This is a genomic window from Actinomyces procaprae (assembly GCF_004798665.1).
In the GTDB taxonomy this organism is placed as follows: domain Bacteria; phylum Actinomycetota; class Actinomycetes; order Actinomycetales; family Actinomycetaceae; genus Actinomyces; species Actinomyces procaprae.
In genome coordinates this window covers 2690429-2713479 of sequence record NZ_CP039292.1, presented here as the reverse complement: position 1 = coordinate 2713479, position 23051 = coordinate 2690429, and the positions used below count along the sequence as shown (strand labels likewise).

Annotated in this window: 18 protein-coding genes; 11 read left to right on the top strand and 7 right to left on the bottom strand. The window is 69.7% G+C overall.

All coding sequences use genetic code 11. The features are described from left to right. Positions 1–195 precede the first annotated feature (195 nt). The 3 genes from E4J16_RS11090 (at position 196) to guaB (ending at position 3125) form a co-directional block, all read left to right on the top strand. Positions 196–891, top strand: coding sequence for a SanA/YdcF family protein (locus E4J16_RS11090; protein WP_420809312.1), 696 nt, complete (start codon positions 196–198; stop codon positions 889–891). 265 nt (positions 892–1156) lie between these two features. Then, positions 1157–1453: a co-chaperone GroES gene (gene groES, locus E4J16_RS11085; RefSeq protein WP_136193683.1), complete on the top strand. Its 297-nt coding sequence runs from the start codon at positions 1157–1159 to the stop codon at positions 1451–1453. A 148-nt stretch (positions 1454–1601) separates the two neighbouring features. Next, a complete protein-coding gene (gene guaB / locus E4J16_RS11080; protein ID WP_136193684.1) occupies positions 1602–3125 on the top strand; it encodes an IMP dehydrogenase in 1524 nt (507 codons plus the stop codon). 40 nt (positions 3126–3165) lie between these two features. Here the strand turns inward: guaB and E4J16_RS11075 are convergent, their stop codons facing one another. Then, on the bottom strand, positions 3166–3927 hold the full coding sequence (locus E4J16_RS11075; RefSeq protein ID WP_136314022.1) for an exonuclease domain-containing protein: 762 nt from the start codon (positions 3925–3927) through the stop codon (positions 3166–3168). An 85-nt stretch (positions 3928–4012) separates the two neighbouring features. Between E4J16_RS11075 and E4J16_RS11070 the strand changes: the two genes are divergently transcribed. The 7 genes from E4J16_RS11070 (at position 4013) to E4J16_RS11040 (ending at position 12913) form a co-directional block, all read left to right on the top strand. Further along, a complete protein-coding gene (locus E4J16_RS11070) occupies positions 4013–5137 on the top strand; it encodes a GuaB3 family IMP dehydrogenase-related protein (RefSeq protein ID WP_136193686.1) in 1125 nt (374 codons plus the stop codon). A gap of 275 nt (positions 5138–5412) precedes the next feature. After that, the gene (locus E4J16_RS11065; protein ID WP_240038122.1) at positions 5413–7596 is read left to right on the top strand and encodes an alpha-galactosidase; all 2184 of its coding nucleotides are present in this window, start codon (positions 5413–5415) and stop codon (positions 7594–7596) included. Positions 7597–7737: 141 nt separating this feature from the next. Further along, entirely contained in the window at positions 7738–8646 is a 909-nt protein-coding gene (locus E4J16_RS11060) for a carbohydrate ABC transporter permease (protein ID WP_136193687.1), read from the top strand. Positions 8647–8661: 15 nt separating this feature from the next. Beyond that, positions 8662–9609: a carbohydrate ABC transporter permease gene (locus E4J16_RS11055; RefSeq protein WP_136193688.1), complete on the top strand. Its 948-nt coding sequence runs from the start codon at positions 8662–8664 to the stop codon at positions 9607–9609. A gap of 8 nt (positions 9610–9617) precedes the next feature. Beyond that, the gene (locus E4J16_RS11050) at positions 9618–10997 is read left to right on the top strand and encodes an ABC transporter substrate-binding protein (RefSeq protein WP_136314021.1); all 1380 of its coding nucleotides are present in this window, start codon (positions 9618–9620) and stop codon (positions 10995–10997) included. Between the two features lie 154 nt (positions 10998–11151). After that, positions 11152–11418, top strand: a complete 267-nt coding sequence (locus tag E4J16_RS11045; protein WP_073328472.1) for an HPr family phosphocarrier protein — start codon at positions 11152–11154, stop codon at positions 11416–11418. 937 nt (positions 11419–12355) lie between these two features. Beyond that, positions 12356–12913, top strand: coding sequence for a ribonuclease H family protein (locus E4J16_RS11040; RefSeq protein ID WP_136314020.1), 558 nt, complete (start codon positions 12356–12358; stop codon positions 12911–12913). A gap of 35 nt (positions 12914–12948) precedes the next feature. Here the strand turns inward: E4J16_RS11040 and E4J16_RS11035 are convergent, their stop codons facing one another. From E4J16_RS11035 to E4J16_RS11020, 4 genes are all read right to left on the bottom strand, one after another. Beyond that, positions 12949–14133 carry an acetate/propionate family kinase gene (locus tag E4J16_RS11035; protein WP_136314019.1) on the bottom strand — a complete coding sequence of 395 codons (1185 nt, stop codon included), beginning with the start codon at positions 14131–14133 and terminating at the stop codon, positions 12949–12951. Between the two features lie 82 nt (positions 14134–14215). Continuing rightward, positions 14216–16270: a phosphate acetyltransferase gene (gene pta, locus E4J16_RS11030; protein ID WP_136193692.1), complete on the bottom strand. Its 2055-nt coding sequence runs from the start codon at positions 16268–16270 to the stop codon at positions 14216–14218. A 271-nt stretch (positions 16271–16541) separates the two neighbouring features. Next, positions 16542–17540, bottom strand: coding sequence for a sugar phosphate isomerase/epimerase family protein (locus E4J16_RS11025; protein ID WP_136314018.1), 999 nt, complete (start codon positions 17538–17540; stop codon positions 16542–16544). 65 nt (positions 17541–17605) lie between these two features. Beyond that, the gene (locus tag E4J16_RS11020) at positions 17606–18805 is read right to left on the bottom strand and encodes a Gfo/Idh/MocA family protein (protein WP_136314017.1); all 1200 of its coding nucleotides are present in this window, start codon (positions 18803–18805) and stop codon (positions 17606–17608) included. 333 nt (positions 18806–19138) lie between these two features. On the opposite strand from E4J16_RS11020, the gene E4J16_RS11015 reads away from it, so the two are divergent. After that, on the top strand, positions 19139–20191 hold the full coding sequence (locus E4J16_RS11015) for a LacI family DNA-binding transcriptional regulator (RefSeq protein WP_136193695.1): 1053 nt from the start codon (positions 19139–19141) through the stop codon (positions 20189–20191). A gap of 67 nt (positions 20192–20258) precedes the next feature. On the opposite strand, the gene iolG is transcribed toward E4J16_RS11015, so the two are convergent. Together iolG and E4J16_RS11005 are read right to left on the bottom strand one after the other, a co-directional pair. Then, positions 20259–21248 carry an inositol 2-dehydrogenase gene (iolG, locus tag E4J16_RS11010; RefSeq protein WP_136314016.1) on the bottom strand — a complete coding sequence of 330 codons (990 nt, stop codon included), beginning with the start codon at positions 21246–21248 and terminating at the stop codon, positions 20259–20261. Between the two features lie 172 nt (positions 21249–21420). Beyond that, on the bottom strand, positions 21421–22497 hold the full coding sequence (locus E4J16_RS11005) for a transaldolase family protein (RefSeq protein ID WP_136193697.1): 1077 nt from the start codon (positions 22495–22497) through the stop codon (positions 21421–21423). Positions 22498–23051: the final 554 nt, after the last annotated feature.

Below are 23051 nucleotides of genomic sequence, written 5' to 3'. Positions count from 1 at the left end.
TTTTAGATCACCCCGGGTCCGGGGTCGCCCGGTGGCGGACGGCGCGGTCTTAACGCCGTGGGGCGCGCGGGCGGAGCGACGATGGCCGCATGATGGTCCCGATGGGGCTACGCTTGCCCGTCCGTGTGAACCGGCGCCCCCGGCGGGGCGAATACTCTTGGGTGTCCGGCCCCGGAAGAAGTAAGGAGGAGCTGCGTGGCACGAGGCGACAGACGCCGCCGCTGGCGGTGGGTCCTGGGCGGGCTGCTTGCGCTCGCGGTGACTGCGGTGGCGCTGCCCAACGCCTGGATCTGGGCGAGCGCAGCCGGGCACGTCACCGAGCACGGGGCCGCCGACGACGACGCAACCGCCCCGGTCGCCATCGTCCTGGGTGCTTCGGTCTACTCCTCCGGCGAGCCCTCCCCGTGGCTGCGCTACCGGCTGGATGTGGCCGCCGACCTGTACGAGTCGGGGCGTGTGGACGCGATCCTCGTGTCCGGCGACAACGGTCAGGCCAGCTACAACGAGCCGATCGCGATGTACGAGTACCTGGTGTCCGTGGGGATGCCGAGTGAGGCGATCGCCGTCGACTACGCCGGCTTCGACACTTACGCCACCTGTGTGCGGGCGCGGGAGGTGTTCGGCGTGTCCGAGGCGATCCTCGTCAGTCAGGACTTCCACGAGGCCCGCGCGGTGGCCGTGTGCCGGGCCGTGGGCGTGGATGCCGCCGGGGTGGGTGACACGCGGGCCCGCGCCAATCGCAGCACCTGGACCTACAGCTGGCTGCGTGAGCGCGGGGCGGCGGTGAAGGCCGGGTGGGACGTGCTCACCGACCGGACGCCGCTGCTCGGGGACCGCGAGACCACCGTGGATGATGCCATCACCTGGACTCGTGGGAATCGGAAGGGGTGAGCCCCGCCGTCGCGGTGGGCGTCGTCGTGCCGGTGGGCGCGGCGGGTGCCGCACGCCGACGGCGAACCGGGAGGTGCGCTTTAGCACTCGCGTTGACTGAGTGCTAACGGTGCGCGTAGATTCTCTTTCGGCGCGCGAGGTGCTTCGGCCTCTCGTGCGACCCGCAGCTCTTGTGTGCCGGACCGACCCCCGCGACGGCGGCTCGGCGCTCCCGGGATGCGGCATCCAGTCATTCCATACTCAAGAAGCGAGAAGGGGAGAACGCATGTCGATCTCCATCAAGCCGCTCGAGGACCGCATCGTCGTGCAGACGGTCGAGGCCGAGCAGACCACCGCGTCCGGGCTGGTCATTCCGGACACCGCCAAGGAGAAGCCGCAGGAGGGCAAGGTTCTGGCCGTGGGCCCGGGCCGTGTTGACGACTCCGGCAAGCGCATCCCGGTTGACGTCGCCGAGGGCGACGTCGTCATCTACTCCAAGTACGGCGGCACCGAGGTCCGGTACGACGGCGAGGACTACCTGATCCTGTCCGCCCGTGACGTCCTGGCGGTCGTCACCCGCTGACCCGGTAGCCGACCCGGCTTCTACGTCTCACTGTGGGGCGGCAGGCACGTGCCTGCCGCCCCACAGCCGTGTGCGGGGGAGGAGGGAGGGCGGACTGTGGCGGGTCTCCGACGTGCGTCGGCCGCCGCGCGGGTTTTACGATGCATCCGTGAGCGACTCGATCACCAGCCCCGACATCTTCGCCCCCACCGGTCTGACCTACGACGACGTTCTCCTGCTGCCCAGGCTGACGGACGTCATCCCCTCCGAGGTTGATACGACCTCCCGCCTGACCCGCAAGATCTCCCTGGCCACCCCGCTGCTGAGCGCCGCGATGGACACGGTCACCGAGTCCGACATGGCCATCGCCATGGCCCGGCAGGGCGGTATCGGCATCCTGCACCGCAACCTGTCGATCGAGGAGCAGGCCCAGCACGTGCGCCGCGTCAAGCGCTCGGAGTCCGGCATGGTCTCCGATCCGGTCACGGTGGGCCCGGACGCCACCATTGCCCAGCTGGACGAGCTGTGCGGCCACTACAAGGTCTCCGGCCTGCCGGTCGTGGACGACGCCGGGAACCTGCTGGGCATCATCACCAACCGCGATCTGCGTTTCGTGCCGCCCGAGCGCTGGGACACGCTGACCGTGCGGGAGTGCATGACCCCGCGTGAGCGACTGATTACCGGACCGGCGGGCATCTCCCGTGAGGACGCCAAGGCACTGCTGGCTGAGCACCGCATTGAGAAGCTGCCGATCATCGACGCCGACGGCCGTCTGTCCGGGCTGATCACCGTCAAGGACTTCGTCAAGACCGAGCAGTACCCCAATGCCACCAAGGACGAGGCGGGCCGCCTCGTGGTCGGTGCGGCCGTCGGCTACTGGGGTGACACCTGGGAGCGGGCCGGCGCCCTGGCCGACGCCGGCGTGGACGTGATCGTGGTGGACACCGCCAACGGCGGGGCCAGGCTGGCCCTGGAGATGATCTCCCGCCTGAAGTCCGACCCGGCCTTCTCCGGCATCGAGGTGATCGGTGGCAACGTGGCCACTCGCGAGGGCGCCCAGGCGCTGATCGACGCCGGCGTGGACGCCGTCAAGGTGGGGGTGGGGCCCGGTTCGATCTGCACCACCCGCGTGGTCGCCGGCGTGGGTGTGCCCCAGGTGACCGCCGTCTACGAGGCCGCCCGCGCCTGCACCCCGGCGGGTGTGCCGCTGATTGCCGACGGCGGACTGCAGTACTCCGGTGACATCGCCAAGGCGCTGGTGGCCGGGGCGGACACCGTCATGCTCGGCTCCCTGCTGGCCGGCTGCACCGAGTCGCCCGGCGACCTGGTGTTCGTCAACGGCAAGCAGTGGAAGCGCTACCGGGGCATGGGGTCGCTCGGGGCGATGAGCTCGCGCGGCCGCAAGTCCTACTCCAAGGACCGCTACTTCCAGGCCGACGTCTCCGGGGACGACAAGATCATCCCCGAGGGCATCGAGGGGCAGGTGCCCTTCTCGGGCTCCTTGGCGGATGTGGTCTACCAGCTCGTCGGTGGCCTGCACCAGTCGATGTTCTACGTGGGTGCTCGTACCATCCCCGAGTTGAAGGCCAACGGCCAGTTCGTGCGCATCACCGCGGCGGGCCTGAAGGAGTCCCACCCGCACGATGTGAAGATGACCGTCGAGGCCCCGAACTACACCGGCCGCGACTCCTGACCGGGGGCGTGGCAAGGCCTGGTCAGCGGGCCCGCCGCCGTCACACACCGTCGGGCAGTGGCCAGGCCGGGCTCACATCGGGGGTGCGGCCGCGACGGCGCAGGAAGTCATTGAATGACTCCGCCCAGTCGCGGTGCGCAGCCGCCTGCCAGCTCATCAGCTCCGCGCGCGGGATACGGGCGATCTCCGGGTGGGCGTAGGCCATGGCGTCCAGCACATCCAGGGTGGCGACTACATCCACCTCGGCGGTGTGCAGGCCGGCTGCCTCGGGGTCGATCCCGTAGTAGGAGCACAAGTCCGTCAGGCGCCGCTTGCCCCTGCGGTAGCGGTCCACCCGCCGGTCGATGACCAGCGGGTCCACCACCGGCCCCAGCTCCCGGCCCAGCCGCTCCCGCATGGTGGGCAGGCCGTGGCGGGCCAGCTCCGCCTCCAGCAGGGTCAGGTCGTAGGCGGCGTTGTAGGCGACCACCGGGGTGCCCGCCGCCATCGCCGCCGCCAGCGCGGCGGCCACCTCCTCCAGTACCTCGCCGACCGGGCGCCCCTCGGCGCGGGCGCGCGCGGTGCTGATGCCGTGCACGGCCGTGGCGGAGGCGGGGATCGCCACGCCCGGGTCCGCCAGCCAGGTGGTTACCTGCTGGGTGCGCGTGCCGTCGGCGCCGCGCGGGCCCCGGGCGACCAGCGCCGCCGTCACCAGCCGATCGCTGGTGGGGCTCACCCCGGTGGTCTCCGTGTCGAATCCGAGTAGTGGACCGGCGGTCCAGGTGGCTGAGGCGGTTCGGGCGGGGCGTGGTTGCTGGCTCATGGCCCGAGTGTGCCATCGGCCTCCGACACGAATGACGCGGCCGGAGACGCCGGTGTCCGGGGTGAGGCTCGCTACGATGCACTTCATGAGCGGTGAGATCGAGATCGGGCGGGACAAGCGCGCCCGGCAGGCCTACTCCTTCGACGACATCGCGCTGGTCCCGGCGCGCCGCACCCGCGACGTGCGGGACGTGCGCGTCGGCTGGCAGTTGGACGCCTACCACGTGGACCTGCCGGTGATGGCCTCGCCCATGGACTCGGTGATGAGTCCCGAGACCGCGATCCTGGTGGGGAAGCTCGGCGGCATCGGCGTACTGGACCTGGAGGGGCTGTGGACCCGCTACGAGGACCCGGCCCCCGCCCTGGAGCGCATCCGCACCGCCGCGCCCGAGCAGGCCACCGCCGTGCTTCAGGACGTGTACCGTCCACCGGTGCGGCCCGAGCTCATCGCCGCCCGGCTGGCGCAGATTCGTGAGGCCGGCGTCGTCGTCGCCGGGCGGCTCAGCCCCTCACAGACCCAGCGGCACTGGCGCACCGTCGTCGACGCCGGGGTCGACCTGCTGGTCATCCGCGGCTCGGTGGTCTCCGCCGAGCACGTGTCCGGCTCGGTCGAGCCACTGAACCTCAAGCGCTTCATCTATGAGCTGGACGTGCCCGTGGTGGTCGGCGGCGTAACCACCTACACCGCCGCCCTGCACCTGATGCGCACCGGCGCGGCGGGCGTGCTCGTCGGCCAGGGCGGCGGGGCCTCCTCGTCCGTGCGGCAGGTACTGGGCCTGCACATGCCCATGGCCACCGCCGTCGCCGACGTGGCGGCCGCGCGCCGCGACTACATGGACGAGTCCGGCGGCCGCTACGTGCATGTCATCGCCGACGGCTCGGTCGGCAACTCCGGCGACGTCGTCAAGGCCATCGCCTGCGGCGCCGACGCCGTGATGCTCGGTGCTGCGCTCGCGCGCGCCCAGGAGGCCCCGGGCGGCGGCTACCACTGGGGCGCCGAGGCCCGCCACGAGCGGCTGCCGCGCGGCTACCGCAGCCACGTGGGCACGGTCGGCACCATGGAGCAGATCCTCTCCGGACCCTCGGACCGCGCCGACGGCACCCTGAACATCATGGGCGCCCTGCGGCGCACACTCGCCACCACCGGCTACGCCGACGTCAAGGAGCTTCAGCGCGTCGAGATCGTCGTCGCCCCCTACGAGCCGAGCTGACGGCGTCACGCGCACGACTTTTCGCATCGCCCACGCGTATCGGATGCCGTGCGGGTGCCCAGCGCGGGCAGGCCTCCGAACTCGTGCCTCGGGGACGAGCCCGTGGGGAGGGTGCTCGCCTGCCCGAGCGCCGACGAGACATCCGCGCGCGCTTGACGCCACTTGTTTCTTCGACTATAAAATTATCTTCGCATCCCGGGCCGCATCGCAGCGGCCCCAGGTAACGGGCTGCACCGCCACCCATCCGCGAATCCAGCCATGTCAAAGGAGACGCCGTGTCCGACTCTCGTACCGTCCACCTGCGCCGCGGCGGCACCTCGCTCGTCCTGGACCTCATGCCCGACCGCCACCCGGTGGTGCGCCACTGGGGCGAGGACCTGGGCGACCTGGACGGCGCGGCACTCGCCGACGTCGCCATCGCTCAGAACACGAGCACCGGTTCCAACCACAGCTGGACGACGCCGGACCTGCCGGTACTGCCGCTCCCGCACCTGGGGTGGTCCGCGCGTCCCGCCGTGCTGCTGCACCGGGCGGACGGCTCCGCCTTCTCCGTGCACCCCGAGAGCGTCACCCACGCCGTCGAGGTGGTCGACGCTCCCGGCGGCCGGGCCGACGTCGTCACCTCCACCGCCGTCGACCCGGTCCACGGCATCGAGTTGACCACCGTGCTGCGACTGGAGCCCACCGGTCTGGTGCGGCTGCGCGCCGAGGTCGCCGACACCGCCGCCCCCGGCGCCGCACCGCTGGAGATCGACGAGCTGACCCCCGTGCTGCCGGTTCCGGCCGACGCCACTGAGCTACTGGACTTCACCGGCCACCACGCCTTCGAGCGCCAGATCGTCCGCACGCCATTCACCCCCGGAACCCGCCTGCGCGAGTCCTGGGAGGGGCGCACCGGACACGACTCCGCCACCTGGTTGGCGGCCGGCACGCCCGGATTCGGCTGGCGGCGCGGCCGCGTGCACGCCGTCCACCTGGCCTGGTCCGGCAACACGCGCGCCCTCGCCTCCCACCCGCCGCAGGGATACCGGCTGCTCGGCGCGGGCGAGCTGCTCCAGCCCGGTGAGGTCGTGCTCGGCTCCGGCCAGTCCTACACCACCCCCTGGCTGGTGGGCTCCTGGGGTGAGGGGCTGGACGCCCTGGCCGCGCGCTCGCACGCTCACGTGCGCGCCCTGCCCGCCTACCCGTCCCGGCCCCGGCCCGTACTCCTCAATGTGTGGGAGGCCGTCTACTTCAACCACGACCTCGACACCCTCAAGGCACTCGCGGATGAGGCCGCGGCGATTGGAGTCGAGCGCTTCGTCGTCGACGACGGCTGGTTCGGCTCCCGGCGGGACGACACCTCCGGCCTGGGGGACTGGCAGGTGTCCGCAGAGGTCTGGCCCACCGGCCTGGAACCGCTCGCCGAGCACGTGCGCTGTCTCGGCATGGAGTTCGGCCTGTGGTTCGAGCCGGAGATGATCAACCTGGACTCCGACCTGGCCCGTGCCCACCCCGACTGGGTCCTCTCCGACGGCGCCGGGGGCGCTGTCGAGCACCGTCACCAGCGGGTCCTGGACCTGACGGCGCCAGGAGCGTGGGAGTACTTGTTCGGTGCCATCGCCGACCTGGTTGAGCGCCTCGACATCGCCTACATCAAGTGGGACCACAACTCCACCGTGCTCGCCGCCGGCCACATGGCCCCCAACGCCTCGCTCGGCACCCGCTTCGGCGCCCCGGCGGTCCACGAGCAGACCCTCGCCCTGTACCGCCTCCTGGACGCCCTGCGCGAGCGGTTCCCGGGGCTGGAGATCGAGTCGTGCTGCGGCGGCGGCGGCCGCATCGACCTGGGGATCATCGAGCACACTCAGCGCGTGTGGACCTCCGACTGCAATGACGCCCACGACCGCGCCAATATCAACCGCGGCACCATGACCCTGCTGCCGCCCGAGCTGATCGGCACCCACGTCGGTGCCGGCCGCGACCACACCACGCTGCGCAGCCTGGACGTCTCATTCCGCGCCGCCACCGCCCTGTGGGGTCACATGGGTGTGGAATGGGACCTGCTGTCCGCCACGGACGCCGACAAGCAGGGCCTGGCGGAGCTGATCGCCCTGCACAAGCAGCTGCGCCCCCTGCTGCACTCCGGGACCGTGGTGCACGCCGACGTCGACGAGGACGACGCCGTGCGCGTCCAGGGTGTGGTGTCCGCCGACCGCTCCGAAGCCCTGTACGGACTGACCGGCCTGGGGCAGGCACTCACCTGGCCGGGCGCCCCCCGCCCGCTTCCGGGGCTGGACCCGGAGCGCACCTACCGTGTGGAACTGGCCGCCCCCCTGTACGAGGGAAGCACCTACGCAGCCGCCTGGACCCGTCCCGAGGGCGTGGTCCTGCCCGGCGCCTACCTGGCCGCTACCGGGTTGTCGCTGCCCGTCATTCACCCCGACCACTCACTCCTGGTGCGTGTCACCGCCGTGTGAGGCCGCCGTCGGGTCGGGCCCCGCGCCCGCATCACACGGCCTGGCGCGTACGCGTCGGCGTCGTCGGCACTGCGCCGTGTAATCCCATCCGCTTCTTCAATTCTCCAAATCCATCCCCTCGCCAGGAACGGAGCACCGTCCATGTCCACAGCGACCGCTGCGGCCCCATCGGCGCTGCGCAGGAAGCCGAAGGATGATCGCCTGCTTGGCATCGCCTTCATCATTCCCGCCGGCATCGGTCTGGTCGCCTTCTACATCTGGCCCCTCATCAGGGGCATCTGGCTGTCCTTCACCGAGTACAACCTGCTGACGCCGGAGCAGTTCACCGGTCTGGCCAACTACCAGCGCATGGTGGGCGACTCCATCTTCTGGAACGCCGTCAAGGTGACGCTCGAGTACGTGCTGATCAACATCGGTTTCCAGACGGTGCTGGCACTGATAATCGCCGTGCTCATGCAGCGGCTGACCCAGTCGACCCTGGTCCGCTCGATCGTGCTGACCCCCTACCTGGTGTCCAACGTCGTCGTCGCGATGCTGTGGCTGTGGATCCTGGACAACACGCTGGGCATCTCCAATGAGATCATCTCGGCCATCACCGGGGAGAACGTCAACTTCTTCTCCTCCGCCCTGGCGATTCCCACGATTGCGATGATCAACGTGTGGCGGCACGTGGGCTACACCGCCCTGCTCATCTTCGCCGGACTGCAGTCGATTCCGAACACGGTCTACGAGGCCGGCAAGATGGACGGCGCCAGTGAGTGGACGATGTTCTGGAAGATCACGGTGCCGCTGCTGCGCCCTATTCTGGCACTGGTGCTCATCATGACGATGATCGGCTCCTTCCAGGTGTTCGACACCGTGTCGGTGACCACCCAGGGCGGTCCGGTCAATGCCAGCCGCGTGCTGCAGTACTACATCTACGACATGGCCTTCGGGCGCTTCCAGTTCGGCTACGCCTCCGCGATGGCGGTGGGGCTGCTGATCGTCCTGGCCGCGATCACGATTCTCCAGTACCGCATGACCCGTGCGGGCGAGACCGACCTGGACTGAGAGGAACGACTAACCATGAGCACTCTCGCCACCACCGGCACCGGCTCGGCGGCAAGCCCCAAGACTGAGCAAAGGCGCTCCGGTAAGAACAGCCTGTCTGTTGGCCGTGTGATCGCCTGGATCTTCATGGCCCTGGTCATGATCGTCACGATCCTGCCCTTCTACTGGGTGCTGCGCACGGCGCTGTCCTCCAATGCCGGGATCACCTCCGATCCCACCTCGATCCTGCCGGTTGACTTCAACCTGCGCGGCTTCGCGCGTGTGTTCGGCATGCAGTCCACCGAGGAGGCCCTGGCCGACGGCGGCTCCGGCGCCTCCATGAACTTCTGGATCTACCTGCGCAACTCGGTGATCGTGTCCACGCTGGTCACTGCGGGTCAGGTCTTCTTCTCCGCGATGGCCGCATACTCCTTCGCCCGCCTGCGCTGGCGGGGGAGGGATGCGGTATTCACCCTGTTCCTGGCGGCGCTGATGGTGCCGTCGATCTTCACACTGCTGCCCAACTTCGTGCTGGTCAAGCAGATCGGGCTCATCGACAACCTGCTGGGCGTGGCCCTGCCGACCATGTTCATGACGCCGTTCGCGGTGTTCTTCCTGCGCCAGTTCTTCATGAACATCCCCAGGGAGCTGGAGGAGGCCGCCCTGCTCGACGGCGCCTCCAAGGTCCGGGTCTTCTTCCAGCTGATCCTGCCGATGGCCTCCGCACCCATCAGCACCCTGGCGATCATCACCTACATCACCGCCTGGAACGACTACTTCTGGCCGCTGCTGGTGTCCTACACGGACTCCTCCCGCGTGCTGACCGTGGCCGTGGCCGTCTTCCGGTCCCAGGCGCCCACCTCCGGCACCGACTGGTCCGGACTGATGGCGGCCACCCTGGTGGCCGCACTTCCGATGCTGCTGCTGTTCATGGCGGCGGCCAAGCGCATCGTCAACTCCATCGGCTTCACCGGAATCAAGTGAGGAACGAGATGAACAACAAGCTCATGCTCACCCGCCGAGGCCTGCTGGCAGGCGCGCTCGCCGGCGCCACGGCAGCAACGCTGGCGGCCTGCTCCGGCGGTGACGAGCAGTCGAAGTCCAACTCCATCGACTACTGGCTCTGGGATGCGAGCCAGGAGCCCGCCTATGCGGCCTGCGCCGCGCGCTTCAAGGAGAAGACGGGCATCACCGTCAACATCACCCAGATCGGCTGGGGCGACTACTGGACCAAGCTGACCGCCGGCTTCATCGCCGGCACCGGCCCGGACGTGTTCGTCGACCACATCGCCAGATTCGCCCAGTTCGTGGACCTGGACGTGCTGGTCCCGCTGGATGAGCAGGCGGCCTGGTCCGACGTCGACGAGTCCGCCTTCCAGGAGGGTCTGCTGGACCTGTGGAAGGGCGACGACGGTCACCAGTACGGCTGCCCCAAGGACTGGGACACGGTGGCGCTGTTCTACAACGAGGACATGCTCGCCGAGGCGGGCATCTCCGAGGAGGAGATCCAGACCTGTGACTGGAACCCCGACGACGGCGGCACCTTTGAGCGGATCCTTGCCCGGCTCACCGTGGACCGTAACGGGGTGCGCGGCGACGAGGAGGGCTTCGATCCGAAGCACGTTGCCGTTTACGGCCTCGGCATTCAGGACTCGGGCTCCAACGACGGCCAGACCCAGTGGAGCCCCTTCACCGCCACGGTGGGGGACTGGCACTACACCGACCAGGAGACCTGGGGCACCCACTACCGCTACGACGAGGAGGACTTCCAGCGCACCCTGGACTGGTACTTCGGGCTGGTGGACAAGGGCTACCTGAACCCCAACGGCGCCTTCTCCGACGCCACGAGCACTGATATCCAGCTCGGTTCGGGGTCTATCGCCATGGCGATTCACGGGGCCTGGATGTTCAACACCTTCGCGGGCCTGGACATCAACGTGGGTATTGCCCCCACCCCGATCGGTCCCAACGGTAACCGCGCCTCCTTGTTCAACGGACTGGGAGACTCGATCGTCAAGGACTCGGACAAGGTGGACCTGGCCGCCCAGTGGGTGGCATTCCTGGGTACGGCCGAGGCGCAGGACATCGTCGCCTCGTACGGAATCGTCTTCCCGGCCATCTCCTCCTCCACCGAGAAGGCCATTGAGGTGTTCGAGGAGACCGGGCTGTCGACCGACGCCTTCACGGTGCACTTGGAAGAGGGCGGGCAGACCTTCTTCTTCCCGCTGACCTACTTCGGGGCCGACGTCAACGCGATCATCACGCCGGCGGTGGACGCGGTCTGGGTGGATCGGGTGCCGGCCTCCACGCTGAGCGGGTACAACGAGCAGGTCAATCTGCTGTTCGAGACCTCAGCTCACGGCGATCAGTGAGCCTGTGCCCGTATTCGTGGTGTTATTCGCTGCCACATCACGGTGAAGTCGGGTAGTGTGAGCGTGACATCAGCCGTCGTGCTGGTTCGTATCGGCGCACAGGTGCAGTCCCTGCATCCCGGGCGCCGGTCCCGGTTCTCTCTAAGGAGTACATATGGCCCAGGTCACCGCCACAATCGCCTCCAAGGTCGGCCTCCACGCCCGTCCTGCCGCGACCTTCGTCAAGGCCGTCGCTGAGAAGGGTGTTCCCGTCACCATCGCCAAGGAGGGCGGCGCCCCCGTGGACGCCTCCTCCATTCTGGGTGTCATGACGCTCGGCGCCGGCTTCGGTGACGTCGTCACCCTCGCCTCCGACGCCGACGGCGCCGACGGTGCCCTGGAGGAGCTCAAGGCCCTCCTCGAGACCGACCTCGACGCCTGACGCACGAGCGTCGCCAGACGCGCCGTCCGTCACCCGCCTCACCTGAGACGGGCGACGGGCGGCGCGTCGGTTTTGTCGGGTATCGGGTATGCCCGCGGCGGAACCATTTCGACCGACCTCGATGGTTGTATCGGCTCTTCCGGTTTGGGGGTGTGGTGGTTGTCTCGGGCGGGGGCAGGAGTGCTGCCGATGTCCTGAGACATGGCACGGGGCGGCGTGGTCTGGTGCGCCGGCTGGGCGTTAACAACGCTACTTAACGTTCTGCTGTATACCCCAGAGGCCTTCAGCAGACGGTTAACTGGCGTTGTTAACCCCGAAGTGGCGTTGCAGACGGCGAAGTGGCGTTGCAGACGGTCCCGCTCCCGGGCGCCGGAGCTATCGGCAGCCAAGTGCAGCCAGGCCAGGCGTTCTGGCGTGGTGAGCCGGCGCCGTGGAGGTTCAACCCGCGTCCTCGAGCACTCCGCCCGGCCGGCGGCGAGGGCGCCCCTGCCCGGCGGACAACGCCTTCGCCAGCCCGACGACGTCCTCGGCGGCCCGAAAACGTTCTTGTACGCCCGACAACGACCTGCGCTGGTCGAGCACGTCCTCGTAAGCCCGAAACCCTCCCGAACGTGGAGGGTTTGGGGATGAAGAGGACGTTCTCGACAAACCAGCACCCACCGAGCACGACCCCACCAGCCCGAACACGACCCCGCCAGCCCGACATCGACCTCACCGCCCCAACCACGACCACCGCGAACACCGCAACCCGGACCAAAGCCGCCACGCCGGAAGCACCACACCCTCAAACCGGAAGAGCCGTTATATCGACCGACCTCGATGGTTATATCGACCGACCTCGACGGTTATATCGACCGACCTCGGCGGTAACGTCGACCGACCTCGATGGGTGGGGGTGGGCGGGAGGGGAGGCGGCTGGAGCCGGTAGGGTGCGCTCATGACGATCATCGCCGCGGCGGACGGCTCCGCCCTGGGAAACCCCGGCCCGGCCGGCTGGGCCTGGTATGTGGATGACGACTGCTGGGCGGCGGGAGGCTGGGAGAACTCCACCAACAACCGCGGTGAGCTGACTGCGGTGCTCGAGCTGCTGCGGGCAACGGCGCAGGCGGGTCTGGCCGGTGAGGAGCTGCTCATCCAGGCCGACTCCCAGTACGTCATCAACTCCCTGACCAAGTGGATCCACGGCTGGAAGAAGCGCGGCTGGCGCAAGGGTGACGGCAAGCCGGTCCTCAACGATGACCTGATGAAGCAGCTGGACGCGGCCATGCGCGGGCGCCAGGTGCGGTTTGAGTGGGTGCGCGGGCACGTCGGGCACCCCATGAACGAGGCCGCCGACCAGCGCGCCCGCGCCGCCGCCACCGCCTACCAGCGGGGCACGGCCGTGCCCGCGGGCCCCGGCTGGACCCGGCCCGCAGCGGATGCGACGGTGCCCGACCCCGTGGGATCGGGCACCGTGCCGCAGCTGCGGGATCAGGGTGCTGAGACGCTCTTCTGACGGCCGGCCCGGCGGGGGAGCGTCCCGGCCGGGTCTTAGATCAGCGTCATGGCCTGGCGGGCGATGGCCAGCTCCTCATTGGTGGGGTAGACCAGCACGGCGATCGCCGAGTCCGGGGTGGAGACGATGCGTCCGTCGCCGGAGCGGACGGCGTTCTTCTCCTCATCCAGCCTCATGCCCGTGAAGCTCAGTCGCGCCACCAGCTCAGCGCGCAGGCGTGCATCGTTCTCACCGATGCCGGCGGTGAAGGTCAGGGCGTCCAGGCCGCCCATGACGGCGGTGTAGGCGCCCACATACTTCACCAGGCGGTGCAGGTAGATGTCCATGGCGTCGCGGGCGTCCTGCTCGCCGGCGTCGATGCGCTTCCACACCTCCCGCATGTCGTTGTCCCCGGCCAGGCCCTTCATGCCGGACTCGCGGTTGAACAGGTAGTCGATCTCATCCACGCTCATTCCGGCCACCCGGCCCAGGTGGAATACGGCCGCCGGGTCGATGTCGCCGGTGCGCCCGCCCATGACCAGTCCCTCCAGGGGGGTCAGCCCCATGGAGGTGTCCACGGCGCGGCCGGCGACGACGGCGGAGGCGGAGGCCCCGTTGCCCAGGTGCAGCACGATCTGCTTGAGGTCGTCGCGCCCCAGCATCCGGGCGACCTCGCCGGAGACGAACTGGTGGCTGGTGCCGTGCGCCCCGTAGCGGCGGATGGAGTACTTGTCGGCGACCTCGCGCTTGAGGGCGTAGCGGGCGGCCTCCTCCGGCAGGTCCTGGAAGAAGGCCGTGTCGAACACCGCTACGTGCGGCACGTCGGACAGGAGCTCCAGGCCGACCTCAATGCCCTTGAGGTGGGCGGGGTTGTGCAGCGGGCCGAGCGGAACCAGCTCGCTGATCTTGGTGATCACGTCCTCGTCCACCAGTGCGGGGCCGGAGAAGTAGCGGCCGCCCTGGACCACCCGGTGCCCGACCGCCACGATATTCGCCTCCGCCAGGGCGGGGCCCTTCTCGTCGAACAGGCGCAGCACTTCCGAAAGCCCGTAGCCGTGATCGGGCACCGGCTCGTCCAGCTGGGTCTTCTCCCCGGCGTGCCGGTGGATGATCGTGCCGGTCTCCTCACCGATGCGCTCGACGAGCCCGGAGGCAAGGGACTGCCCGGAGCCGGGGTCGACGAGCTGGTACTTGATGGAGGAGGAGCCGGAGTTGATGACGAGAACGGTCCGGGTGGTCACGATGAGCCTTTCTGCGAATCGGGAGGTGATGAAGTCGGGGATGCACCGGGGCGCCGCGCGGGTACGACGGCCCCGGTGCCGGTCAGGCCTGGGCCTGGACGGCGGTGATGGCGACCGTGTTGACGATGTCCTCCACCAGTGCCCCGCGGGAGAGATCGTTGACGGGCTTGTTCAGGCCCTGCAGCACGGGGCCGATGGCGACGGCGCCGGAGGAGCGCTGCACGGCCTTGTAGCCGATGTTGCCGCTGGACAGGTCGGGGAAGATGAACACGTTGGCGCGGCCGGCCACCTCTGAGCCGGGCGCCTTCTTGGCGGCTACGGTCGGGTCGATTGCGGCGTCGTACTGGATCGGGCCCTCGACGGCGAGCTCCGGCGCCTTCTCCCGCACGATCTCGGTGGCCTCGCGCACCTTGTCCACGTCGGCGCCCTTGCCGGAGGTGCCGGTGGAGAAGGACAGCATGGCCACGCGCGGCTCGACGCCGAACTGACGCGCGGTCTCGGCGGAGGAGATGGCGATGTCGGCCAGCTGCTCGGCGGTCGGATCGGGGTTGACGGCGCAGTCGCCGTAAACCAGCACCCGGTCCTCCAGCAGCATCAGGAACACCGAGGAGACGATGGAGGTGCCCGGCTTGGTCTTGATGATCTGGAAGGAGGGGACGATCGTGTGCGCGGTGGTGTGGGCGGCGCCCGAGACCATGCCGTCGGCGTCGCCCATATGCACCATCATGGTGCCGAAGTAGGACACGTCCTGAACCCGCTCGCGCGCCTGCTCCAGGGTTACGCCCTTCTTGGCGCGCAGACGGGCGAACTCCGCCGCGTACTTCTCCAGCAGCTCGGGGCTGTCCGTGGGCACCACGCGGGCTGCGGAGATGTCCAGCCCCAGTTCGGCGGCGCGGGCACGCACCGAGGCCTCGTCCCCCAGGAGGATGAGGTCCGCAATGCCGCGGCGGGCGATGACGTCGGCGGCGCGCAGGATGCGGTCGTCGTCGGGCTCGGGCAGCACGATCGTCTTGCGGTCGGCCCGGGAGCGCTCGAGCAGCTCGGCCTGGAACATGATCGGAGTGACCACCTCGCTGGGCTCCACCTCCAGGGCGGCCAGCAGGGCGTCGACGTCGGCCTCCTGCTCGAAGGTGGTCACGGCGACGTCGAGCTTGCGGGAGGAGGCCTGACCCAGCCCGCCCTGCAGCGAGCCGGCCACGGAGGCCGCGGCGAAGGTGTCCAGCGGGGAGGTCATCACCGGCAGCGGCAGCCGCAGCCCCTCGATCAGGCGCAGCGCGTGCGGGGCCACCTTGAAGCCGCCATTGAGAACCAGCCCCGACAGGTTCGGGAAACCGGTGGACGCCTGCGCCGCGGCCAGGGAGATCAGGGCGGCGGAGCGGTCGGCGGGAACGATGACCACCTGCCCCTCGTTGAGGCGCTCCAGCACGTGGGAGACGTCCATGGCGGCGATGAGCACGCCCTCGGCCTCGCGCTCCAGCAGCGCCTCATCGCCGGCAATGAGTGTTCCCTCGACGGCGTTCATCACCTCGCGTACCGAGGGGGCACCCAGCAGCGGAACCTCCGGCAGCGTGGTGGTGGTCACGCCGTCGATGCTCTTCAGGGCGGAGGCGACCTCGGCCCGAGAGGCCGCGGGACACTTGTTCGCGACAACCGCGACGGTGCGGGCGTGGTTGTCGGCGATCTCCGCCATGGAGACCTCGACGGTGCTGCGCACGTCCTCGGGGTCGCCCTGACCGGAGACGACCAGCAGCACGGGCACGCCGATGTTCGCGGCAACTCGGGCGTTGAGCGCCAGCTCGGGGTTACCGACGACGTCGGAGAAGTCGGAGCCGTCGATGATTACGACGTCGTGGTCGCGGGCGACTGCCCGGTAGGCGCCCACGATGCGTGAGAGGGACTCGTCGGGGTCGGCGTGGAACTCGTCCCAGGTCACGCCGATGCACTGCGCTGCCGGGGTGGTTGAGCCGCACCGGCGCAGCAGCAGCTCGAGGAAGGGCTCGTCCTCGCGGGAGGCGACGAAGGGGCGGAAGATGCCGACCTTCGCCACTACCTTGGTGAGGGAGGCGACCAGGCCCAGGGCCACGGTCGACTTGCCGGTGCTGGCATTGGGGGAGGCGATGTAAATACTGCGCGCCACGGTTCAGCTGTCCTTAGTTCTGCGATTGTGCGTCTCGACATCGAGTGGGGTACGCCGCGGGCGGCCGTAGCGCACCGGACCTAAGTCTGCCCCAACTGGCGCGATCTTGGGGCCCGCAGACACGGCCTGCGGGAGATTCGGCCCATTTGCCGGTCGCGCAGCGGGCAAGACGGGGGAGAGGACGGGCAGGAGGAGGTGGCCGAAGGCGTGGCCGGGGCCACGGAAGTAAGCCGAGGCATCCTCCTCCCGCCCGGCACGGGGCGGTTGCCGCTCAGAGCCTGGCGGCGGCGTCGAGCAGGTTGGCGGCCGACAGCCGCAGGCCCTCGACGTTGCCGTACTCGGCGTCCTCGTGCTCGATGTTGACGTTCATGTCCGGGTTCACCGCGGCGATGGTGCGCAGGAACTCGGCCCAGTAGTCGGTGTCATGCCCCAGGCCGAAGGCGACGAAGCGCCAGGCCGGGTCCTGCGGCCAGGCGGTGCACCAGTAGCCGTAGGCGACCGGGGTCTTGTTCTCCGCCTCGGCGGGCACGTGCCCGAAGTCGGTGTCGAGCACGCCGCGGTAGGCGGCGCCGGGGAGGATCTTGGTGTCCTTGGCGTGGACGTGGCCGACCAGGTCCCCCAGGCGCTTGGTGGCGGCGATCGGGTCCATCTGCTGCCAGAACAGGTGCGAGGGGTCCATGTTCACCTTGATGTTCGTGGTCCCGGTCTCCTCCACCAGCCGCTCGAAGGCGGGGATGTTGAACACGAGGTTGCGCGGGTGCAGCTCCAGGCAGACCTGTACGTCGTGGTCCCGGGCCAGGGCGTCGATCTCCTTGAAGAAGGGCACCACCACGCTCCACTGGTAGTCGAGGATCTCCATGTCGATGCCGTTCCAGGGGTTGACCACCCAGGTGGGGTACTTCGCCGTCGGGTCGGTGCCGGGCGTGCCGGACATGGTGACGATCTCCCCGACGCCCAGCAGGCCCGCCAGCCTGATGGCGTTGCGAATGTCCTCGGCGTGCTTGATGCCCTCGGCGGGCAGCGGCGAGACCGGGTTGCCGGAGGTGTTCAGGCCGGACAGGCGCATGCCGCGCTCGGCGAAGACGCCCAGGTAGTCCTCCCGGGCGGCCTTGGAGGCGAGCAGGGCGTCCACGGGGCAGTGGGGGGAGGGGATGAAGCCGCCGACGTTCACCTCGGCGCCGGTCAGCCCGGCCTCCTTGAGGACGTCGAGGGCGGCTTCCAGGGGGCGGTCCGACAGGCAGGCGGTGTAGGCGCCGTAGTTGAGTGTCATGATGGGTTCTCCTTGTTGCGTGTTGGTTCGGGCGAGTGGTCTGGTGCGGGCCGGGCGGGGCCGGCCTACTGGTTGAGGTGGCTGAGGTCGACGGCGGCGCCGCCGTTGGCGGCGGAGGTGGCGACGGCGTCGGCGATGAGCATCTCCCGGTAGCCGTCGGCGAAGGTGGCGCAGGGCGGCAGGGCGCCGTCGGTGACGCCGGCGACTTGCTGGAGGAAGGCGTAGGCCTGGTAGGTGAACTGCTCGATCTGGGTCAGGCCCACGCCTCCGAAGGCCATGGAGGAGCCGCGCTCGAAGTAGGGGAAGGTCGGGTTCACGAGCACCTGGCGGGCACCGCCCAGGCCGGCGGGGGAGTTGACGTCGTCGAGCTTGATCTCGCCGCAGCGGGCCAGGTCCCAGGAGGCGCGGCCCCGGGAGCCGAGCACGTCCAGCATCATGGCGTTGGGCATGTTCCAGGCGACGCGCGAGCAGGAGAAGGTGCCCACCGCACCGCTGGCGAAGTGGCCGGTGAAGGTGGCGACGTCGTCGTTGGTGACCTCCGCCATTTCTACTTCCGAGGTGTCCAGGGCGGTGCCGCGGGTGACGTGCCCCTTGGCGACGGGGCGCTGCTTGATCGACGTCATCATGGCGCCGCCGGAGACGGACACCAGGGGGCCGCAGATGGTCTCCGCGGTGTCGATCAGGTGGCTGCCGACGTCGCCCAGGGCGCCGGAGCCCATGGGGCCGGAGTAGCGCCAGGCCATGGGGGTGTTGGGGTCGACGCCGTAGTCGCACCAGTAACGGCCCGAGAAGTGGTTAACCTCCCCCAGGTGGCCCTCGCGGACCAGCTTGGCGATCTCGGCGATGGCGGCGTTGCGGCGATAGGTGAAGCCGACGGCGGTCACGGTGCCCGCCGCCCGCTCGGCGTCGGCCATGGCCTTGGCGGACTCGAGCGTATCCGCCAGGGGCTTCTCGCACAGGACGTGCTTGCCGGCGCGGATCAGGGCCTCGGCGATCTCGCGGTGCAGGGCGTTGCCCACCACGATGGAGACGATGTCGATGCTCGGGTCGTCGGCGATGTCGCGCCAGTCGGTGACGGCCTTCTCGTAGCCGTAGCGCTCGGCGGCGTCCTTGGCGAAGGGCTCGTAGGCGTCGGCGATGGCCGCCAGGCGGACCTTGGGCAGGCCGAGGTCGTAGACGGTGCCCACCTGGCGCCAGGCGTTGGCGTGGGTGGTGCCGGCCATGCCGGCGCCGATGACGGCCACTGACAGGGATGTGTTGCTCATGGTGTGTCCTCGTTGACGGATGGTTTGTTGCTGGTGGGCTTCCGTGACCTGCCGTGAGCGTCGGCGGTGGCTGCCCACCCACTGATTCACGCGCGTGAATCAGTGTCTTCAGTATGTTTGCGGCGAGGTGGCCAAGTCAAGGGGTGGTGCCGATGAACTTCGAGTTCGTCCGGATAATCGTCGTCGGCCCGGCCTTGGGAGGGGGCGGCGCGCCGACGTCGGCGGGCGAGCGGTCAGCGGCGCCGTCCCGGCCTCGGCGGGGCTCATAGAATGCTGGCCGGGTGCCGCCCGCCACGGTCGGCATCGGCGAGGGGCGTGGGAGAGGAGCCGCTGATGTCCGCCGACCGCGCACCGCGCGTAACCATTGCCATGGTCGCGGCCCGGTGCGGGCGCTCGGCCTCCACCGTCTCGGCGGCGCTGAACGGGGTGCCGGGCGTGGCCGCCGATACTCGGGAGGAGATCCTGCGGGTCGCCGGTGAGATGGGCTATGAGGCCGATCCGCGTGCGCGCCTGCTGCGCCGCAGCCACTCCGGGCTGATCGGGGCGAGCTTCGCCGTCGGGCAGGCCTTCCAGGGGCTGATCGTGGACGGGCTGTATCGCGCCTGTGCCGCCCTTGACCACTCGCTGGCGCTCGCAGCCGTCACGCCGCACCGCGGCGGTTCGGAGGGGCTGCGCTCCCTGCTCGCCGACCACTGCGAGGGGCTGGTCCTGGTGGACCCGGCGATCCCCGAGGACGTGCTTGCCCGGGCGGCGAACCGCGTGCGCATCGTGGTCGTGTGCCGTACCACCGCCGTCGCGGGCATCGACGAGGTGCGGTCGCGCGACGAGCTTGGAATCGCCGCCCAGGTCAACCATCTGGTTGCACGCGGCAGGCGCCGCATCGTCTACATCGACGGCGGCGACGAGTCCGCCTCGGCGGTCCGCACCGCCGCGTACCGCGCCGCGATGTCCGCTCACGGCCTGGCGGAGGCGGTGCGGGTGCTTCCCGGCGGTGCCGACGAGGATGCCGGCGCCGGCTGTGCCGCGGTGCTGGCCGAGGAGCCGGCACTGCCCGATGCCGTCATGTGCTTCAACGACCACGCCGCGGTCGGGGCGCTGATGGAGCTGCGGCGGCGCGGGGTCCGGGTGCCCCGGGAGGTCGCCGTCTGCGGCTACGACGGCATTCCCGTGGCCGCGTCGTCGGCCTTCTCCTTGACCACGGTTCGCCAGGACGCCGCGCTCATAGCCGAGACGGCGGTGCGGGCGCTCCTGGGGCGTGTGCATCCCGGGGCGGGCGGCGACGACGGGGCCTGGCTCCCGGACGGCGTTGTTCGCCAGGCCCGCACGCAGGGCGGGTGGTCCTACCTGGTTACCCCGGAGCTGGTCGAGCGCGACTCGACGGCGTGACCGGGCCGCATCCGCGATGTGATGCGGCCCGGTCACGCGGGCACGGGTGCGCGGGCCGGGTGGGGTGTCAGGCCAGGCGCACCGGGTTGCCGGTGTTGGCGGACTCGGTGGCGGCCTCGGCCAGGCGCAGTGCGGCAACGGCGTCGGCGATGCCGGTCGGCGGAGTCGTGCCCGCCTCGACCGCCTCGATGAAGGCGGACAGCTCCAGCCGGTAGGCGTCCGCGTAGCGCTCCAGGAAGAAGTCCAGGTAGGGCTCCTGGGCGTCGGTGACCTCGGCGTTGGACAGGCGCACCGTGTGTGCGCGGACGTTCTCGGCGAACAGGGCGCCGTCCCGGCCGGAGGCCTCCAGGCGCTGGTCGTAGCCGGAGGCGCAGTGGCGGTTGTTGATGATCGTTGCCACCGCGCCGCTGGCGGCCCTGAGCGTGACGACGGCGGCGTCGAAGTCGCCGGTCGCCGCGATGGCCGGGTCCAGGTGCTGGCCCACTGCGTGGACCTCGACGATGTCGCCCAGGAAGAAGCGCGCGGTGTCGAAGTCGTGGATGGTCATGTCGCGGAAGATCCCGCCGGATACCTTGATGTACTCCGCGGGTGGCGCGGCCGGGTCGCGGGAGATGATCGTCAGCTGCTCCAGTGTGCCGATCCTCCCCTCCTGGACTGCGGCGTGCACAGCGGCGAAGGACGGGTCGAAGCGCCGGTTGAAGCCGAACATGACGGGGGTGGTGACGGCGTCGAGCTCGGCGCGGGCGGCGTCGACGTCCTTCATGTCCAGGGCGATGGGCTTCTCGCACAGGACCGCCTTGCCGGCCTTGGCCGCTGCCAGCAGGTGGGGGATGTGCAGCGGTGTCGGGGAGCCGACGACGACGGCGTCGACCTCCGGGTCCGCGAAGACCTCCTCGGCGTCCTTGCAGGAGCGGGCGCCGTACTGGGAGGCCAGCTTCTCGGCGGCGTCGCCGAAGGGGTCGCACACCAGGGCGAGCCGGGCATGGGGGTGGGCGGCGACGGTGCCGGCGTGGACGTGGCCGATGCGGCCGGCGCCGATGATGGCGATGTTGAGCATCTCAGAGCTTCCTTGGTCTTGGTGGGGCGGTCTGCCGAAACCTGATCGCGCGCGTTAGCAACAGGCGTGCGGCCACCCAATGTGTTTGAACGAGGTCTTGAGCGGTTGGCTTACGGGGGTGCCGGTCCCGGGGAGCCTCCGGCGGGTGCGGGGCTCCCCGGGACCGCATGGCTCATGGCTGGGGCATGATGACGTCGCGCACCAAGGCGTCCAGGTCGGCGTCGGCCTGGAGGAATCCGCGCAGTGTGCGGCGGGTGGCGCCGTAGGACTCGAACTCCTCCGGCGTCATGCCGTCGGGCTCGTAGGCGCGGACGAACTCCGGGATCGACATCAGCGTCTTCATGATCTCCGGTGCCACGGGCACGTCGATCCGGGGCTCGACCTTGTAGCCGGAGTCGTTGATGAGCTTCTGCCACTTGAAGGGCGGGGAGATCACCAGGTCGCCGCCGACCAGCTCGGACCAGTGCATGACGTTGCGGAACGCCGCGGACAGGACGCGAGCGCGTAGGCCGCGGGACTGGAACTCCTGGTAGGCGCGCTTCAGCGCCGCCACGCCGCCCCACTCCAGGTGGCCGGGGTCGATGAACAGGTTGTCCCGCTTGGCGACGATCTTCAGCCAGTCATCCAGGCGGCCACCCATGAGGGTGACGACCGGCCCCATCGTGGAGGTGTCCTTGCCCTCGGCCTCGCGCCGCTTGAGGCCGCGCTCGATCGCCTCGCCGGCTGATACGGCCTGCGGCACGGAGAAGGAGACGGTCACGTTGACGGACACGCCGCGGTAGGTGGCGTCCTCGATCGCCTCGATGCCGGTGGCCGTGGCGGGGATCTTGACGATGATGTTCTTGGCCAGCTTCGAGAACTCCTCGGCCTGATCGGCCAGGGCCTTGGCGGAGCGCGCCAGGCGCGGGTCGGTCTGCATCGACAGGCGGCCGTTGCGGCCCTTGTGCTCCTCGAAGATCGGCTCCAGCAGCTTGGCGGCGTCGATGCTCAGCTCGCGCACCACCTGCCAGCCGATCTCGGACTCGCTGGCCTCGGGCATCTCCTCGGCTAGCTCGGCGATGCGGGGGAGCCAGCGGTCCTTCTTCTGGTTGATGCAGGTGTAGGCGATCGTCGGGTTGCAGGTTGCCCCAACTCCTCCGAAGGAGATGGACTGGCTCAGCTCGTCTGGGTCCGCGGAGTCGTTCCACAGGGCGGTCGGGGTGGTGCGGGCGGCCTCGAGAAGGGGGCCGGGGGTGTATTCGATGGTCATCGGCGTGCTCCTGGGTGAAGGTTGGGCCACCGGCGTCTTCGGCTGTGTGGTCCGGTGGCCCAATTCAAGCCCCGACCGGCCACGCTGTCAAGGATTTGTACTGACAAATTTGAGGTGGGTGTCGACGCTGGCGGGTGTGCGCGTCGCCTCGCCCCGGTGGGCGCGCACGACGTCCGTGCCTGTCCCGGGCACACGCTCGCGTTGTTGGGAGCGTCGTCCCGGAGCCGGGTTGTCGGTGCGGGTGCCTGTGGGCGGGTGGGCCCGTGTGCTCGGTGGGGGTCGTTGTGTGCGCTCGGGCGTGCGGGGCCGTTTCCATGGTGCTGTGGGCCTGGTTGCCGGCGAACGAGGGGGTGAGTGGGTCTTGCGCCGCCCTGGTTGGACCGCTCACGCCCCGTTGGACCGCTTACGCCCCGTTGGACCGCTTACGCCCCGTTGGACCGCTGTAAACGGCGGCTACGGCGGTCCAACGGGGGCACAGGGGTCCAACGGGGGGACAGGGGTCCAAGCGGAGAACAGGGGTCCAACTGGCAGGCTCGACGGCCGCACGCCGCCAC

Bases quoted from the DNA above. Each gene is read 5' to 3' on its own strand.
- groES (WP_136193683.1), top strand. From the start codon at position 1,157: ATGTCGATCTCCATCAAGCCGCTCGAGGACCGCATCGTCGTGCAGACG.
- E4J16_RS11075 (WP_136314022.1), bottom strand. From the start codon at position 3,927: ATGAGCCAGCAACCACGCCCCGCCCGAACCGCCTCAGCCACCTGGACC.
- E4J16_RS11070 (WP_136193686.1), top strand. From the start codon at position 4,013: ATGAGCGGTGAGATCGAGATCGGGCGGGACAAGCGCGCCCGGCAGGCC.
- E4J16_RS11060 (WP_136193687.1), top strand. From the start codon at position 7,738: ATGTCCACAGCGACCGCTGCGGCCCCATCGGCGCTGCGCAGGAAGCCG.
- E4J16_RS11055 (WP_136193688.1), top strand. From the start codon at position 8,662: ATGAGCACTCTCGCCACCACCGGCACCGGCTCGGCGGCAAGCCCCAAG.
- E4J16_RS11050 (WP_136314021.1), top strand. From the start codon at position 9,618: ATGAACAACAAGCTCATGCTCACCCGCCGAGGCCTGCTGGCAGGCGCG.
- E4J16_RS11045 (WP_073328472.1), top strand. From the start codon at position 11,152: ATGGCCCAGGTCACCGCCACAATCGCCTCCAAGGTCGGCCTCCACGCC.
- E4J16_RS11040 (WP_136314020.1), top strand. From the start codon at position 12,356: ATGACGATCATCGCCGCGGCGGACGGCTCCGCCCTGGGAAACCCCGGC.
- E4J16_RS11025 (WP_136314018.1), bottom strand. From the start codon at position 17,540: ATGACACTCAACTACGGCGCCTACACCGCCTGCCTGTCGGACCGCCCC.
- E4J16_RS11020 (WP_136314017.1), bottom strand. From the start codon at position 18,805: ATGAGCAACACATCCCTGTCAGTGGCCGTCATCGGCGCCGGCATGGCC.
- E4J16_RS11015 (WP_136193695.1), top strand. From the start codon at position 19,139: ATGTCCGCCGACCGCGCACCGCGCGTAACCATTGCCATGGTCGCGGCC.
- iolG (WP_136314016.1), bottom strand. From the start codon at position 21,248: ATGCTCAACATCGCCATCATCGGCGCCGGCCGCATCGGCCACGTCCAC.
- E4J16_RS11005 (WP_136193697.1), bottom strand. From the start codon at position 22,497: ATGACCATCGAATACACCCCCGGCCCCCTTCTCGAGGCCGCCCGCACC.